Genomic DNA, 12,937 nt, shown 5'->3' on the forward strand with positions numbered 1-12,937 from the left:
GACCGTCATGGCCCGCCTGCTTTCCCGTCGCGGCTTCCTCGTCACCGGTGCCGCACTCGGCGGCACCGCCCTCGTCGCCGGAATCGCCGGCGTCGGCTATCTCGCGACCGTCGATGTCGACGGCCTCGACACCTTCGTCGATGGCGACCGCGCCGGGCTCAACGCCTTCGTGGTGGTCCACGACGACGGCCGGGTGGTCGTCAACGTTCCGCGCGCGGAGATGGGGCAGGGCATCCACACCGGTCTCGCGATGCTGGTCGCCGAGGAACTCGATATCCCCTTCGACGACCGGATCAGCGTGGTCTTTCCGACCGAGCCGCTGCCGGCCTACTCGACCTGGTACAACGTCCTGCGGGTGCGCCCCGAGGAAGCGAGCGGGCCGGTGGTCTGGGCCGGCCAGCGCGTGCTCGGCCTGCTCGGCTTCATCGCGACGGGGGCGTCGTCCTCCACCATCGCGCTGTGGCATCCGATGCGCGTCGCCGGGGCGTCCGCCCGCTCGATGCTGATCGCCGCCGCTGCCGCGCGGCTCGGCGTCCCGGTGGCCGAACTCGACACGGCGGGCGGCTTCGTCCGCCACGCGGCGACCGGCCGCAGCCTCTCCTATGGCGAACTCGCCCGCGAGGCCGCCGTTCTGCCGCCGCCGCGCGATCCCGTGTTGAAGCCCGAGGCCGAGTGGCGGCTGATCGGCCGGTCGCAGCCGCGCGTCGACGTGCCCGCCAAGGTGCGCGGCGCGCCGGTGTTCGGCCTCGACGTCGTGCTGCCCGACATGCTGCACGCCGCAGTCCGGCATGCCCCGGTGTTCGGCGCCCGCGTCCTGCGCGTCGACAACGGGGCGGCCGTGCGTGCGGAAGCGGGCGTCGTCGATGTCGCCATCATCGACGGGCGCCAGGTCGCGGTCGTCGCCGCATCCTGGTGGCGGGCCGAACAGGCGGCCGCCCGCCTCGAGATCGCATGGACCTCCACCGCGGCGGACGGCGCCGACAGCGACGAGATGTCCGCCCGGCTGCAGGCGGCGCTCGTCAGCGACGCCCCATACCAGAACCTCGACGAGGGCGATGTCGAGACCCTGCTCGGGACCGGTCCGGCGGGCGTGATCGAGGCGACCTACGAGGTGCCGTTCGTCACCCACGCCTGCATGGAGCCGATGAACGCGACGGTGATCGTGCGCGCCGACGGTTCGGCGGAGGCCTGGGTGCCGTCGCAGGGGCCGATCGGGGTCCGTACCGGCGTCTTCCGCGGCTGCAACTGGGCGGGCGTCGAGCCGACCTCGGTCACCAGCAAGATCACGATGAACGGCGGCGCCTTCGGCCGGCGCAGCGATCTCGACGTGACCGCGCAGGCGGCGTTTCTCGCCAGTCGCCACCGCGGGCGGCCCGTCAAGGTGATCTGGTCGCGCGAGGAGGACATCGGCCGCGGCCTCTACCGCAGTCATGCGGCCGCACGGATGCGCGCGGCGCTCGGACCGACCGGCCTGCCCGTCGCCTACGACGCCCGCGTCGCGGCGCAGTCCGTCATCGAATCCGTCGCAGGCCGCAATCTCCCGTTCAATCCGGGACCGGACGGTGACGCCCTGTCGGTGGAAGGGCTCGACAAGCCATATTACGCCATTCCCAGCCGGCGCGTGCGCAGCCAGCATGTCCCGGGGCACATGCCGATCGGGCTCTGGCGGTCGAACGGGTTCTCGTTCAACACCTTCTTTGCCGAGAGCTTCATCGACGAATGTGCGCTGGCCGTCGAGAAGGATCCGCTCGCCTATCGCCGCGGCCTCTTGCAGGACCGCCCGCGTCACCTCGCCGTGCTCGACCGCGTGGCGGCGATGGCCGGCTGGGGCACGGAAATGGCGCCGGGCCGCGGCCGCGGGATCGCGATCGAGGAGTGCTATCTCAGCGTGGTGGCCCAGGTCGCCGAGGTGACGGTGGCCGCCGACGGCGAGATCACCGTCGACCGCGTGTTCTGCGCGATCGACGCCGGCACGGTGGTCAATCCCGACGCGGTGGTCGCCCAGATCGAGGGCGGCATCGCCTTCGGCGTCACCACCACCCTGATGAGCGCGATCACGATCGCGGACGGTGCGGTCGAGCAATCGAACTTCCACGATTTCCCGATGCAGCGCCTCGCCAATGCGCCTGCGGTCGAGGTCGCCATCGTCGAAAGCGCGTTTTCACCCGGCGGCGTCGGCGAGCCGGGGGTCGTCCCGGTCGCGGCCGCGATCGCCAACGCGATCCATTCGGCCACGGGGCGGCGGCTGCGCTCGCTGCCGCTCGCCGTCACCGAAACCATCGGCGAGCGCCGAACCCGGTCGGTCCTGCCGCCGCGCGCGGCGTAGAGGGAACGTTTCATGTTGACCAAGCCCGATTGCCCCGACCGCTGCGAACCGCGGTTGCCAGATCATCTTCGGTTCGTGCTGTCCTGGGCGTCCGACCCGCTGCGCGTCGCCGCGATCGCGCCGTCGGGCGCCGCGCTCGCCCGGCTGATCACGCGTGAGATCACGGTGCAGCATGCACCGGTGCTCGAGCTCGGCCCCGGCACCGGCGTCTTCACGCGCGCCCTGATCGACGCCGGCCTAGATCCGGCGGACTTGACGCTGATCGAATTCGGACAGGCGTTCGCGGCGCTGCTGCAGGCGCGGTATCCCGCAGCGCGCGTCCTCCATGCCGATGCCGCGCGGATTTCCGCGCGCGAGCTCTTTCCGGACGTCAAAGCCGGGGCGGTGATCAGCGGGCTCGGTCTGCTCTCGATGCGGCCGCGCACGGTCTTCGCGATCCTGCACAACGCCTTCGACTGCCTCCGGCCGGATGGCGCGTTCTACCAGTTCACCTACGGCGCGCGCTGCCCGGTGCCCCGGCCGATCCTCGACCGGCTCGGGCTGAAAGCGAGCCGGACCGGCGGCACGGTCCGCAACCTGCCGCCGGCGTCGGTCTATCGCATCAGCCGCCGCACCCCGCGGCACCGCGTCGCCTGAGGGCGACGCTCTTCTTCAGCCTCATTGGATTTCAACATGACGAAGTGGACAACCAGCGACATTCCCCCGCAAGACGGGCGGCTCGCCGTCGTCACCGGGACCGGGGGGATCGGCTACGAAACCGCGCTGGCCCTTGCCCGCGCCGGCGGCTCGGTGATCCTCGCCGGCCGATCGCCCGCGAAGGGTGCGGAGGCCGTCGAACGAGTGCAGGCCGCCGTTCCCGGCGCGAAGATCGTCTTCGAGCGCCTCGATCTCGCCAACCTCGCCTCGATCGCCGAATTCGCGGAACGGATCGGGACGGCACATGAGCGGCTCGACCTTCTCGTCAACAATGCCGGCGTCATGGTGCCGCCGACGCGGCGGGTGACCGAGGACGGGTTCGAGTTGCAACTCGGCACCAATCATCTCGGCCATTTCGCGCTGACCGCGCGACTGCTGCCGCTGCTCCGCCGCGGCGACCGGGCGCGGGTGGTCGCGCTCAGCAGCGTCGCCGCGCGCAGCGGCAAGATCGACTTCGACGACCTCAACGCCGAGAAGAGCTACCGGCCGATGCCGGTCTACTGCCAGTCGAAGCTCGCGTGCCTGATGTTCGCCTTCGAACTGCAGCGGCGCAGTGCCGCCGGCGGCTGGGGCATCACCAGCATCGCCGCGCACCCGGGCGTGTCGCGCACCGACCTTCTGCTCAACTCGGCCGGCCGGTGGGACATCAACCGGATCCTGCGCACGACTTTGCCGTTCCTGTTCCAGCCGACGGCGCAGGGCGCCTTGCCGATCCTCTTCGCCGCGACGTCGCCGGAGGCAAAGGCCGGCGGCTACTACGGGCCCGACCGCCTGGGCGAGACACGCGGATGGCCGGCAGCCTCGAAAATACCGCCCGCGGCCGAGGACCGGGCGGTCGCCGCGCGGCTCTGGGAACGCTCCGAGGCGATGACAGGCGCCATCTTCCCGGCTGCGGCGGCGTGAGATCGGCGGCGAAAAAGGAGAAAGGCACGATGACAGCAACCGGTCATCCCTTCACATTCCAGAACGGTGCCAATGACATCGCCGCCGTTCTTCATGTGCCGAACGATTTCGACGAGGCCGGATCGTTCCCCGCGATCGTCGTCGGTACGCCCGGCAGCAGCGTCAAGGAGCAGATCGGCGCCAACTACGCGTCGCGCCTCGCCGCGCGTGGCTTCCTGGCGCTGACCTTCGACCCGTCGTTCCAGGGCGAAAGCGGCAGTACGCCGCGCAACCTCGAGAGTCCGGCGGCGCGCGTCGAGGACATTCGATGCGCCGCCGACTGCCTGACGACGCTGCCCTTCGTCGACGCGGAGCGTCTCGGCCTGCTCGGCGTCTGTGCCGGCGGCGGCTATGCGGTGGAGGCCGCGCTGAGCGACCGCCGCTTCAAGGCGCTCGGCACGGTGGTCGGCGGCAACATCGGCGCCGCGCTGCGCCGGATTTTCGGACGGGAGGGCGTGCGCGACACGCTGGAGGCCGTCGGCCGGCAGCGTGCCGCCGAAGCGCGCGGCGGCGCCGAGCGGCAGAATCCGTGGATCCCCGACAGCGTCGCGGAGGCCGAAGCGGCCGGCATCGTCGACCCGGAACTGCTGTCTGCGATCCGCTTCTACCGGGAGCCGCCGTATCGGCACCCCAACTCGACCAACCGCCTGCTGTTCAAGAGCTTCGGCCAACTGCTCAGCTACGATGCCTTCGCTCTCGTCCCGGAGCTGTTGACCCTGCCGCTGCAGGTGATCGTCGCCGGCACGCGCGGCGCGACCGGCCAGTACGAGGACGGGGAAACGCTGTACCAGCGCGCGCCGTCGGCCGAGAAGGACTTCTTCGTCATCGAGGGCGCCGGGCACTACGACATGTACCATGTCGCCGAGTACCTCGATCGTGCGATCGATCAACTCGTGCCGTTCTACACGCGGCATCTCGGCGGGTGAGCGGCGGGTCGGGCCGGCTGCAGTGACGGACGGCAGGCTTCACGCGGCGCCGAGCACCTTGCGTAGCGATTTCTCGATCTCGCCGCCGCAATAGGCATCGCCGTAGCGCTCGTACGACCGCGCCTTCAGCGCGTCGAGCGCCGGGGTCGCCTGCATCCGGCGGGTCAGGGCGGCGGTGCGGGGGGCGGCGGCGTCGACGATCTCCTGGATCGGCGGAAAGCGGTCACCCATCGTCGACCAGAGCGTGGCGGTGACGATGTCGGCGACGCCGGGCTCCGGCGTGCCGAGGAAATAGCCGGCGTCGGCTTCGACGCCGTGGCGGATGGCCGTCGCCTCGAAGATGCGCGCCCAATCCTCGAGACGGGGAACGAAGGCGCGCCAGCGCTTCGGGGTCCACATCTGCCGGCCGCCGTCCAGCGTGAGCTCGTCGATGACGTCGTTGGCGTCGCCGGCGACCTTCGCCACGAGGGCACGTTCGAAGGGGTCGGGGCCGGTGAGGCCGAGGTTGTCGCCGAGCCAGGTCGCGATCGCCGGCATCTGCGACAGCGCCCGCCCCGAGCGGGTCTCGATGAGCACCGGCGGCCCCATGAAGGCGATCGGCTGGTCGCCGGGCGCGCGCCGCATCAGCTTGCCGATCTCGGCGGCGTCGTGCTCGGTCCAGCTCTTGCCGGCATGGGCGAGGATGGCGCGGACGAACTGGCCCCGGAACGGCACGGGCCAATAGTAGAGGTCATAATCCGCCATCACGCTGGTCCTCCTCATCGCCGGTGGGGCGCCGCCCCGACGGGGAACACCCGGCGGCGCCGTTGGTTCGCATCGGACCACCCGCAGGCCGGGACGGCAACATGGCCGCGTGATCGGCGCGCGCTCGCCCGGCACTCCCCGCTCATCCGGTGCGCCAAAAAGTTCGCCGGCCTGTCGAAACTCCGCTGCCTCGCGTGTCATCCCGGCAGAAGTCGCCATTCCGGCGCCTTCGCAAGTCCGCAGGAGGCACGCCGTGTCCGATCTTTCCCTCGCTTCATCCCGCGCCCGAACGCCGCCCTGGCTCACCCTCGTCGCCCTCGGCGGCATCGCGTGGAATCTCTTCGGCGCCGTGCAGTTCGTCCGCGCCATCACGGCGACCCCGGCCAGTCTCGTGGCAATGGGGCTGACGCCGGACCAGGCGGCGGTGATGACCGGCCAGCCGCTCTGGATGACACTCGCCTTCGCCCTCGGCGTCGCGGGCGGCCTCGTCGGCAGCGCGCTGCTGCTCGTCCGGGCGCGGCCGGCGCGCGAGGTGCTCGGCGCCTCGCTCGGGGCCTATGCGGTGCTCTGGGTCGGCGACGCGGTGCACGGCGTCTTCGCGGCGCTCGGGGTGGGGCAGGTGGTCATCCTCAGCCTCGTCGTCGCCATCGCCGGCGGTCTTTTCGCCGCGAGCCGCCATCCCGCCGCGCGGGCCTGATCCGCGCGCCCCGCGCCATTCGTATCCACGTAACTCAAGGAGACCGGACGATGCAGTTCATGTTGATGTTCACCGAGCCCCTCTCGGAGTTTTCCCGTCGCACCGACCCGGCCGAGGCCGCCGACTACTGGGGTGGCTGGAACGCCTTCATCCAGGCGATGACGGCGGCCGGCGTCATCGTGAAGGGCGACGCGCTGCAGCCGCCGCACACGGCGACCACGGTGCGGGTCCGCGACGGCGTGCGCCGGGTCGAGGACGGCCCGTTCGCCGACGCCAAGGAGCAGCTCGGCGGCTACTTCGTGATCGAGGTGCCCGACCTCGACGCGGCGCTGGACTGGGCGGCGCAGGCGCCGTCGGCGACGTCGGCCTGCGTCGAGGTGCGCCCGGTTCTGCCGATGTCCGCGCCGCCGGCGTGACCGCGCCCGCTGCGGGCGAGGCGGCCCGGATCGCCGAACAGGCGGCCCGGGCCAGCTACGGCAAGCTCGTCGCCATCCTCGCGCTGCGCGACCGCGACATCGCCGCGGCCGAGGACGCCCTGTCGGAGGCGCTGCTGGCCGCCCTCACGGTCTGGCCGCGCCGCGGCGTGCCGGACAACCCGGACGCCTGGCTGGTGACGGCGGCGCGCAACCGGATGAAGAACGCGGCGCGGGCCGGCCGCGTCCAGCGCGCGGCCGCGCCCGAGATCGAACGGCGGCTCGGCTTCGCGGATCCGGGCGCCGCGCTGCCGGACGACCGGCTGCGGCTGATGTTCGTCTGTGCCCATCCCGCCATCGACCCCGCGGCGCGCACGCCGCTGATCCTGCAGACCGTGCTCGGCCTCGACGCGGGCCGCATCGCACGCGCCTTCCTCACCGAACCCGCCGCGATGTCGCAGCGGCTGGTGCGGGCGAAGCTGCGCATTCGCGATGCCGGCCTGCGCTTTGCGCTGCCGGAGCCGGAGGAGATGCCGGCCCGGCTCGACGCGGTGCTCGACGCGATCTATGCGGTGTTCGGCCAGGGCTGGGACGGCTGGGATCATCCCGCCGCCCCCGATGCGCTGACCGGCGAAGCGATCTTCCTCGCCCGCCTCATCGCAGCCCTGATGCCGGGCGAGCCCGAGCCGCAGGGCCTGCTTGCACTGATGCTCTACTGCACGGCGCGGCGGGCGGCCCGGCGCGACGGGGACGGCGGCTTCGTGCCGCTCGACCGGCAGGACGCCCGTCTCTGGGACCGGAGCATGATCATCGAGGCGGAGGGGCTGCTCGGCGCGGCGGCGCGGGCGGGGCGCTTCGGGCGGTTCCAGTGCGAGGCGGCGATCCAGTCGGTGCACGTGCAGCGCCCGCTCACCGGCCGGCTCAACCTCGCCGCCCTGCGCACGCTCTACGATCTCCTCGTCCGCCACACCGACAGCATCGGGGCCCGCATCGGCCGCGCCGTGGTGATGGCCGACGCCGGCGAGGTCGACGCCGCCGCGGCGGAGCTCGGCGCACTCGGCGACAAGCGGGTGGCGCGGCATCAGCCGTGGTGGGTCGCCCGCAGCCATGTCGCCGCGCTCGCCGGCCGACCGGCGGAGGCCGCCGCGGCGCTCGAGACGGCGATCGGGCTGACGGACGACCCCGCGCTGCGCGCGCATCTGATGGCGCGGCTCGCGGCGCTGCGGGACGGCACCCGGGGCGGGCGCGGTTGATCGCCCCGCTGCCGGCCGCCGTGCTCAGAAGCCTTCGAGCACGATCTTGCCGCGGGCCTTGCCGGTCTCGATCAGAGCGTGGGCCGTCTTCAGCGTCGCGGCGCTGATCGGCGACAGGGTCTCGGTCAGCGTGGTGCGGATGCGGCCGGCGTCGACCAGAGCGGCGACTTCGGTGAGCAGCTTGCCTTGCTCGCCCATGTCCGGCGTGCCGAAGATCGAGCGGGTGAACATCAGCTCCCAGTGGATCGACACCGCCTTGCGCTTGAAGCCGTTGACGTCGAGCTGCGCGGGGTCGTCGATCAGGCCGAAGCGGCCCTGCGGCGCGATCAGCTTGATGATCTCGTCGAGATGCCGATGGGTCTCGGTGGTCGAGAACACGAAGGCCGGCGCGCCGACGCCGAGCGCCTCGACCTGCTCGGCGAGCGGCCGCGCGTGGTCGACGACATGATGGGCGCCGAGCGATTTCACCCAGTCTTGCGTTTCGGGACGCGAGGCGGTCGCGATCACCGTCAGGTCGGTGAGCGCCCGCAGCAGCTGGATGGCGATCGAGCCGACGCCGCCGGCGCCGCCGATGATCAGGACCGCTTTCGCCGCGCCCGGCACCGGACGGCGGACGTCGAGGCGGTCGAACAGCATTTCCCAGGCGGTGATCGCGGTCAGTGGCAGCGCCGCGGCCTCGGCGTTCGACAGCGTCGCCGGCTTGATGCCGACGATGCGGCTGTCCACCAGATGGAACTCGGCGTTGGCGCCCGGCCGGAGGATCGAGCCGGCGTAGTAGACCTCGTCGCCGACCGCAAAGCCGGTGACGGCGTCCCCGACCTCGGCGACGCGGCCGACGGCGTCCCAGCCCAGCACCTTGAACTCGCCGTCCGCCGGGGCGGCGCTGCGGCGGATCTTGGTGTCGACGGGGTTCACCGAAATCGCCGCCACCTCGACGAGGAGGTCGTGGCCGGAGGCGACCGGCCGCGGCAGGTCGATGTCTTCCAGCGCGTCCGCCCGGTCGATGCTGCCGGGGGGCCTGTAGCCGATGGCCTTCATGATGGTCGCTCCGTCGTGTCGATTGCAATGGGCGGAAATTGTGCCTACGCTCGATGGATCACAATACGCACAAGCAATGCACATAGTGTCGAAAAGGATACTGTCCGCATGGCCAAGGCCCGGCATTCCCGCTTCGACTGCACCCCCGGTTGTTCGGTCGAGGCCGCCATCGGGCTGATCGACGGCAAGTGGAAGTCGATCATCCTGTGGCATCTGCTCTCGGGCACGCTGCGCTTCAACGAGCTGCGCCGCCACGTGCAGAACTGCACGCCGCGGATGCTGACCAACCAACTGCGCGAGATGGAGGAGAACGGGCTGATCACCCGCAAGGTCTACGCGCAGGTGCCGCCGAAGGTGGAGTATTCGCTGTCCGAACTCGGTCGCAGCATGGAGCCGATCCTGCGCACGCTGAAGGAATGGGGCGACGCCAACATCGGCCTCTACGGCAAGCCGACCGGCCACGATCCGCGCGAGGCGGCCTGAGGCAGCGGGTGTCGTCGATTTGCGACGTGTCGGCCGGGCGGGTCGTCCCTTGACTTCGCTCGGCGCGGGCGCAGTTGACGTCGCGAGCCGCACGCAGAGCAGAGTCACCATGCGCCGATTTTTGAACGACACGGCCGCCGCGCCGGGGAGCGAGCCCTGCCTGGTCCGCTCGCGTCCGCGGTGGAGCGCCGCCGCGGCCGTTGCCCGCTACCCCGCGGAAGCAAATGGGGCGATCTCGATGCTTGCCCCGAGGCGGGCCGCATGACGGTGCTGCGCGTCGTCCTCGGCGACCAGCTCTCGGCGCGGCTCGCCATCGTCGCGGAGGCCGAGAAGGGCACGGATGTGATCCTGATCGCCGAGGTGATGGCCGAGGCAAGCTACGTCCGCCACCACGTCAAGAAGATCGCCTTTCTGTTCTCCGCCATGCGCCACTATGCCGAGGCGCTGCGGCAGGCCGGGCACAACGTGCGCTACGTCACGCTGGACGACGAGGCCAACAGCCAGAGCCTCGACGGCGAGATCCTGCGCGCGGTAGAGGAACTGCGGCCGAGCCGGGTGATGGTGACCGAGCCCGGCGAATGGCGGCTGCGCGAGCGGTTCGAGGCGCTGCGGCTGGCGCTGCCGGTGCCGCTCGACATCCTGCCCGACACCCGTTTTCTCTGCGCCCATGCCGAATTCGGCGACTGGGTCGAGGGGCGGCGCGAGCTGCGGATGGAGTATTTCTACCGCGAGATGCGCCGCCGGCACGACATTCTGATGGAGCCGGGCGGCAAGCCCGCCGGCGGGCGCTGGAACTTCGACGCCGACAACCGCAAGCCGCCGAAGGCCGGGCTCTCGTCGCCGCGGCGGCTGAGCTTCCGGAAGGACGCAATCACGCTCGAGGTGCTCGACCTGGTGCGGCGGCGGTTTCCGGACGGCTACGGCCGGCTGGAGCCGTTCCACTTCGCGGTGACGCGGCGGCAGGCGCTGCGCGAGCTCGATCATTTCATCGATCAGATCCTGCCGGGCTTCGGCGACCATCAGGACGCGATGGTGGCCGGCGAGCCGTTCCTGCGCCACTCGCTGCTCGCCGCCTACATCAACGCCGGGCTGCTCTACCCGCTGGAGGTCTGCCAGAAGGCCGAGGCGGCGTTCCGCGCCGGCGCGGCGCCGCTCAACGCCGCCGAGGGCTTCATCCGGCAGATCCTCGGCTGGCGCGAGTATGTGCGCGGCGTCTACTGGCGCTTCATGCCGGAGTATCTGGAACGCAACACGCTCGAGGCGACCGAGCCGCTGCCGTGGTTCTACTGGAGCGGCGAGACGCGGATGGCCTGCCTGCGCGAGGCGCTGGCGCACACCTTCGACCACGCCTATTCGCACCACATCCAGCGCCTGATGATCACCGGCAACTTCGCGCTGATTGCCGGGATCGCGCCGAAGGCGGTGCACGAATGGTATCTCGCCGTCTATGCCGATGCCTATGAATGGGTCGAGGCGCCGAACACCCTCGGCATGGCGCTCTACGCCGACGGCGGGCTGCTCGGTTCCAAGCCCTATGCGGCGAGCGGCAACTATATCAACAAGATGAGCAACTTCTGCGCCGGCTGCGCCTATGATCCGGCGGTTTCGGTCGGGGAGGGTGCCTGCCCGTTCAACGCGCTCTACTGGGATTTCATGGCCCGCCACCGCGACCGCTTCAGCGGCAACGCCCGCATGCCCTACGTCTATGCCAACCTCGACCGGATGGGAGCGGAGAAGCAGGTGGCGCTGCGCGAGCAGGCGGCGGCCCATCTCGATGCGATGCGCGCGGGGCGGCTGTGAAGCAGAAGCGCATCGCCAAGGCCGACCTGCCGACCAAGACCTGCGCGGTCTGCCAGCGCCCGTTCACCTGGCGGAAGAAGTGGAGCAAGGTCTGGGACGAGGTGCTCTACTGCTCCGACGCCTGCCGCGGGAACCGCAAGGCGAAGAGCGGGCCGGCGGCTGGGACCGAGCCGCGCTGACGCCCGGCCGGCGCCGTCATCGTCGAGGGCGCTAGATCCGAACCCCGCGCGCGAGGTCGTCCAGCGTCGCGTCGAGGGCCTCGCCCACGACCTCGACGATCCGCTCGATGTCGGGGGCCGTGGCAATCAGCGGCGGGGCGGTGGAGAGGATGTCGCCGAGCGCGCGCAGGATGACGCCGCGGGCCTGGCAGTGGCGCTCGACCATCAGGCCGACGCGGCCGGGCTCGGCGAAGGGTGTCTTCGCCGTCTTGTCGGCGACGAGTTCCCAGCCGCCGAGGAAGCCGACGCCGCGCGCCTCGCCGACCAGCGGATGCTCCGCATGGCTGCGGATGCCCTGCTGCAGCAGCGGCGCGAGGCGGGCGACGTTGCCGAGCACGTCGAGCTCCTTGTAGAGATCGAGCGTCTCGAGCGCCACGGCGGCCGCCACCGGATGGCCGGAGTAGGTGAAGCCGTGCCCGAAGACGCCGAGCTTGCCCGACTGCGCGTAGCAGGCTTCCCAGATCGCCTCGCTCATCATCAGTGCCGAGATCGGCAGGTAGCCGGACGAGAGGCCCTTGGCGACCGTGATCATGTCCGGCGCGAGGCCGTAGAGGCTGCCGCCGAACATGGCGCCGAGCCGGCCGAAGCCGCAGATCACCTCGTCGGCGATGAAGAGAATGTCGTATTTCCGCAGGATCGGCTGGATCAGGTCGAAGTAGCCCGCGGGGGGCACGATGACGCCGCCCGAACCGATCACCGGCTCGGCGAAGAAGGCGGCGATGGTCTCCGGGCCCTCGCGCAGGATCAGCGCCTCGAGGTTCGCGGCGAGTCGCACGGCGTAGGCCGCCTCGCTCTCGCCGGGCAGGCCGTACTTCCAGTGGCTCGGGCAGTCGGTGTGCAGGAAGTTCGGCAGCGGCAGGTCGAAATCGGCATGGTTGCGGGCAAGCCCGGTGATGCTGCCCGACGCCACGGTGATGCCGTGGTAGCCGCCGATTCGGCCGATGATCTTCTTCTTCCCGGGTCGGCCGAGGGCGTTGTTGTAGTACCAGGCGAGCTTGACGGCGGTGTCGTTCGCCTCCGAGCCGGAGTTGGCGAAGAACACCTTCGACATCGGCACCGGCGCGATGGCGAGCAGCCGCTCGGCGAGGCGGATCGCCGGCGGGTGGCTCTTGTGGCGGAAGAGGTGATAGCTCGGCAGCTCGCGCATCTGCCGGTAGGCCGCGTCCGCGAGGCGGGTCTGGCCGAAGCCGAGCGACACCGACCACAGCCCGGAGACGCCCTCGATGTAGGCGTTGCCGTCGTCGTCATAGACGTGCACGCCCTCGCCGCGCGTGACGAGCAGCGGCCCCTCGCGGTCATGCCGCTGCAGGTCGGTCATCGGATGGATCAGGGCCGCGCGGTCGCGGGCGCTGTCGGAATTCGCGGTCGTCGCGGCGCTGTCCTGCATCGCTGCCTCGTGGT

At 71.0% G+C, this 12,937-nt stretch carries 13 protein-coding genes; 10 read left to right on the forward strand and 3 right to left on the reverse strand.

The genetic code is table 11. The features are described 5' to 3' along the window. Positions 1–7 precede the first annotated feature (7 nt). Genes I5731_RS14735 through I5731_RS14750 form a run of 4 tightly spaced genes read left to right on the forward strand, consistent with a single transcriptional unit; the run spans position 8 to position 4,890 of the window. Positions 8–2,326: a xanthine dehydrogenase family protein molybdopterin-binding subunit gene (locus I5731_RS14735; RefSeq protein ID WP_197312154.1), complete on the forward strand. Its 2,319-nt coding sequence runs from the start codon at positions 8–10 to the stop codon at positions 2,324–2,326. 12 nt (positions 2,327–2,338) lie between these two features. Beyond that, complete coding sequence (locus tag I5731_RS14740; protein WP_197312155.1) at positions 2,339–2,962, forward strand: class I SAM-dependent methyltransferase; 624 nt, start codon at positions 2,339–2,341, stop codon at positions 2,960–2,962. A gap of 36 nt (positions 2,963–2,998) precedes the next feature. Next, on the forward strand, positions 2,999–3,925 hold the full coding sequence (locus tag I5731_RS14745; protein WP_197312156.1) for an SDR family oxidoreductase: 927 nt from the start codon (positions 2,999–3,001) through the stop codon (positions 3,923–3,925). Continuing rightward, positions 3,811–4,890: an alpha/beta hydrolase gene (locus I5731_RS14750; protein ID WP_268926578.1), complete on the forward strand. Its 1,080-nt coding sequence runs from the start codon at positions 3,811–3,813 to the stop codon at positions 4,888–4,890. Before I5731_RS14745 ends, I5731_RS14750 begins: the two co-directional genes overlap by 115 nt. A gap of 39 nt (positions 4,891–4,929) precedes the next feature. Here I5731_RS14750 and I5731_RS14755 read toward each other — a convergent pair whose 3' ends face one another. Further along, positions 4,930–5,634, reverse strand: a complete 705-nt coding sequence (locus I5731_RS14755; protein WP_197312158.1) for a glutathione S-transferase — start codon at positions 5,632–5,634, stop codon at positions 4,930–4,932. A gap of 253 nt (positions 5,635–5,887) precedes the next feature. Between I5731_RS14755 and I5731_RS14760 the strand changes: the two genes are divergently transcribed. Genes I5731_RS14760 through I5731_RS14770 form a run of 3 tightly spaced genes read left to right on the forward strand, consistent with a single transcriptional unit; the run spans position 5,888 to position 7,997 of the window. Further along, positions 5,888–6,331, forward strand: coding sequence for a hypothetical protein (locus tag I5731_RS14760; protein WP_197312159.1), 444 nt, complete (start codon positions 5,888–5,890; stop codon positions 6,329–6,331). A gap of 50 nt (positions 6,332–6,381) precedes the next feature. Next, positions 6,382–6,747, forward strand: coding sequence for a YciI family protein (locus tag I5731_RS14765; RefSeq protein WP_197312160.1), 366 nt, complete (start codon positions 6,382–6,384; stop codon positions 6,745–6,747). Next, positions 6,744–7,997: an RNA polymerase sigma factor gene (locus I5731_RS14770; RefSeq protein ID WP_197312161.1), complete on the forward strand. Its 1,254-nt coding sequence runs from the start codon at positions 6,744–6,746 to the stop codon at positions 7,995–7,997. Before I5731_RS14765 ends, I5731_RS14770 begins: the two co-directional genes overlap by 4 nt. A gap of 24 nt (positions 7,998–8,021) precedes the next feature. On the opposite strand, the gene I5731_RS14775 is transcribed toward I5731_RS14770, so the two are convergent. Continuing rightward, positions 8,022–9,035: a zinc-binding alcohol dehydrogenase family protein gene (locus tag I5731_RS14775; protein ID WP_197312162.1), complete on the reverse strand. Its 1,014-nt coding sequence runs from the start codon at positions 9,033–9,035 to the stop codon at positions 8,022–8,024. Positions 9,036–9,143: 108 nt separating this feature from the next. Here I5731_RS14775 and I5731_RS14780 point away from each other — a divergent pair, with 108 nt between their 5' ends. From I5731_RS14780 to I5731_RS14790, 3 genes are all read left to right on the forward strand, one after another. Then, complete coding sequence (locus I5731_RS14780) at positions 9,144–9,518, forward strand: winged helix-turn-helix transcriptional regulator (protein ID WP_197312163.1); 375 nt, start codon at positions 9,144–9,146, stop codon at positions 9,516–9,518. A gap of 261 nt (positions 9,519–9,779) precedes the next feature. After that, positions 9,780–11,318, forward strand: a complete 1,539-nt coding sequence (locus I5731_RS14785) for a cryptochrome/photolyase family protein (protein ID WP_197312164.1) — start codon at positions 9,780–9,782, stop codon at positions 11,316–11,318. Then, complete coding sequence (locus I5731_RS14790; RefSeq protein WP_197312165.1) at positions 11,315–11,497, forward strand: DUF2256 domain-containing protein; 183 nt, start codon at positions 11,315–11,317, stop codon at positions 11,495–11,497. Before I5731_RS14785 ends, I5731_RS14790 begins: the two co-directional genes overlap by 4 nt. Positions 11,498–11,528: 31 nt before the next feature. Here I5731_RS14790 and I5731_RS14795 read toward each other — a convergent pair whose 3' ends face one another. Next, complete coding sequence (locus I5731_RS14795; protein ID WP_197312166.1) at positions 11,529–12,923, reverse strand: aminotransferase; 1,395 nt, start codon at positions 12,921–12,923, stop codon at positions 11,529–11,531. Positions 12,924–12,937 lie beyond the last annotated feature (14 nt).

The organism is Methylobrevis albus (assembly GCF_015904235.1).
GTDB classification, from domain to species: domain Bacteria; phylum Pseudomonadota; class Alphaproteobacteria; order Rhizobiales; family Pleomorphomonadaceae; genus Methylobrevis_A; species Methylobrevis_A albus.

What these genes read in the sequence shown, in the direction of transcription:
- I5731_RS14780 (WP_197312163.1), top strand. Translation starts at nt 9,144, where the DNA reads ATGGCCAAGGCCCGGCATTCCCGCTTCGACTGCACCCCCGGTTGTTCG.
- I5731_RS14735 (WP_197312154.1), top strand. Translation starts at nt 8, where the DNA reads ATGGCCCGCCTGCTTTCCCGTCGCGGCTTCCTCGTCACCGGTGCCGCA.
- I5731_RS14755 (WP_197312158.1), bottom strand. Translation starts at nt 5,634, where the DNA reads ATGGCGGATTATGACCTCTACTATTGGCCCGTGCCGTTCCGGGGCCAG.
- I5731_RS14785 (WP_197312164.1), top strand. Translation starts at nt 9,780, where the DNA reads ATGACGGTGCTGCGCGTCGTCCTCGGCGACCAGCTCTCGGCGCGGCTC.
- I5731_RS14765 (WP_197312160.1), top strand. Translation starts at nt 6,382, where the DNA reads ATGCAGTTCATGTTGATGTTCACCGAGCCCCTCTCGGAGTTTTCCCGT.
- I5731_RS14795 (WP_197312166.1), bottom strand. Translation starts at nt 12,923, where the DNA reads ATGCAGGACAGCGCCGCGACGACCGCGAATTCCGACAGCGCCCGCGAC.
- I5731_RS14740 (WP_197312155.1), top strand. Translation starts at nt 2,339, where the DNA reads ATGTTGACCAAGCCCGATTGCCCCGACCGCTGCGAACCGCGGTTGCCA.
- I5731_RS14750 (WP_268926578.1), top strand. Translation starts at nt 3,811, where the DNA reads ATGGCCGGCAGCCTCGAAAATACCGCCCGCGGCCGAGGACCGGGCGGT.
- I5731_RS14775 (WP_197312162.1), bottom strand. Translation starts at nt 9,035, where the DNA reads ATGAAGGCCATCGGCTACAGGCCCCCCGGCAGCATCGACCGGGCGGAC.
- I5731_RS14745 (WP_197312156.1), top strand. Translation starts at nt 2,999, where the DNA reads ATGACGAAGTGGACAACCAGCGACATTCCCCCGCAAGACGGGCGGCTC.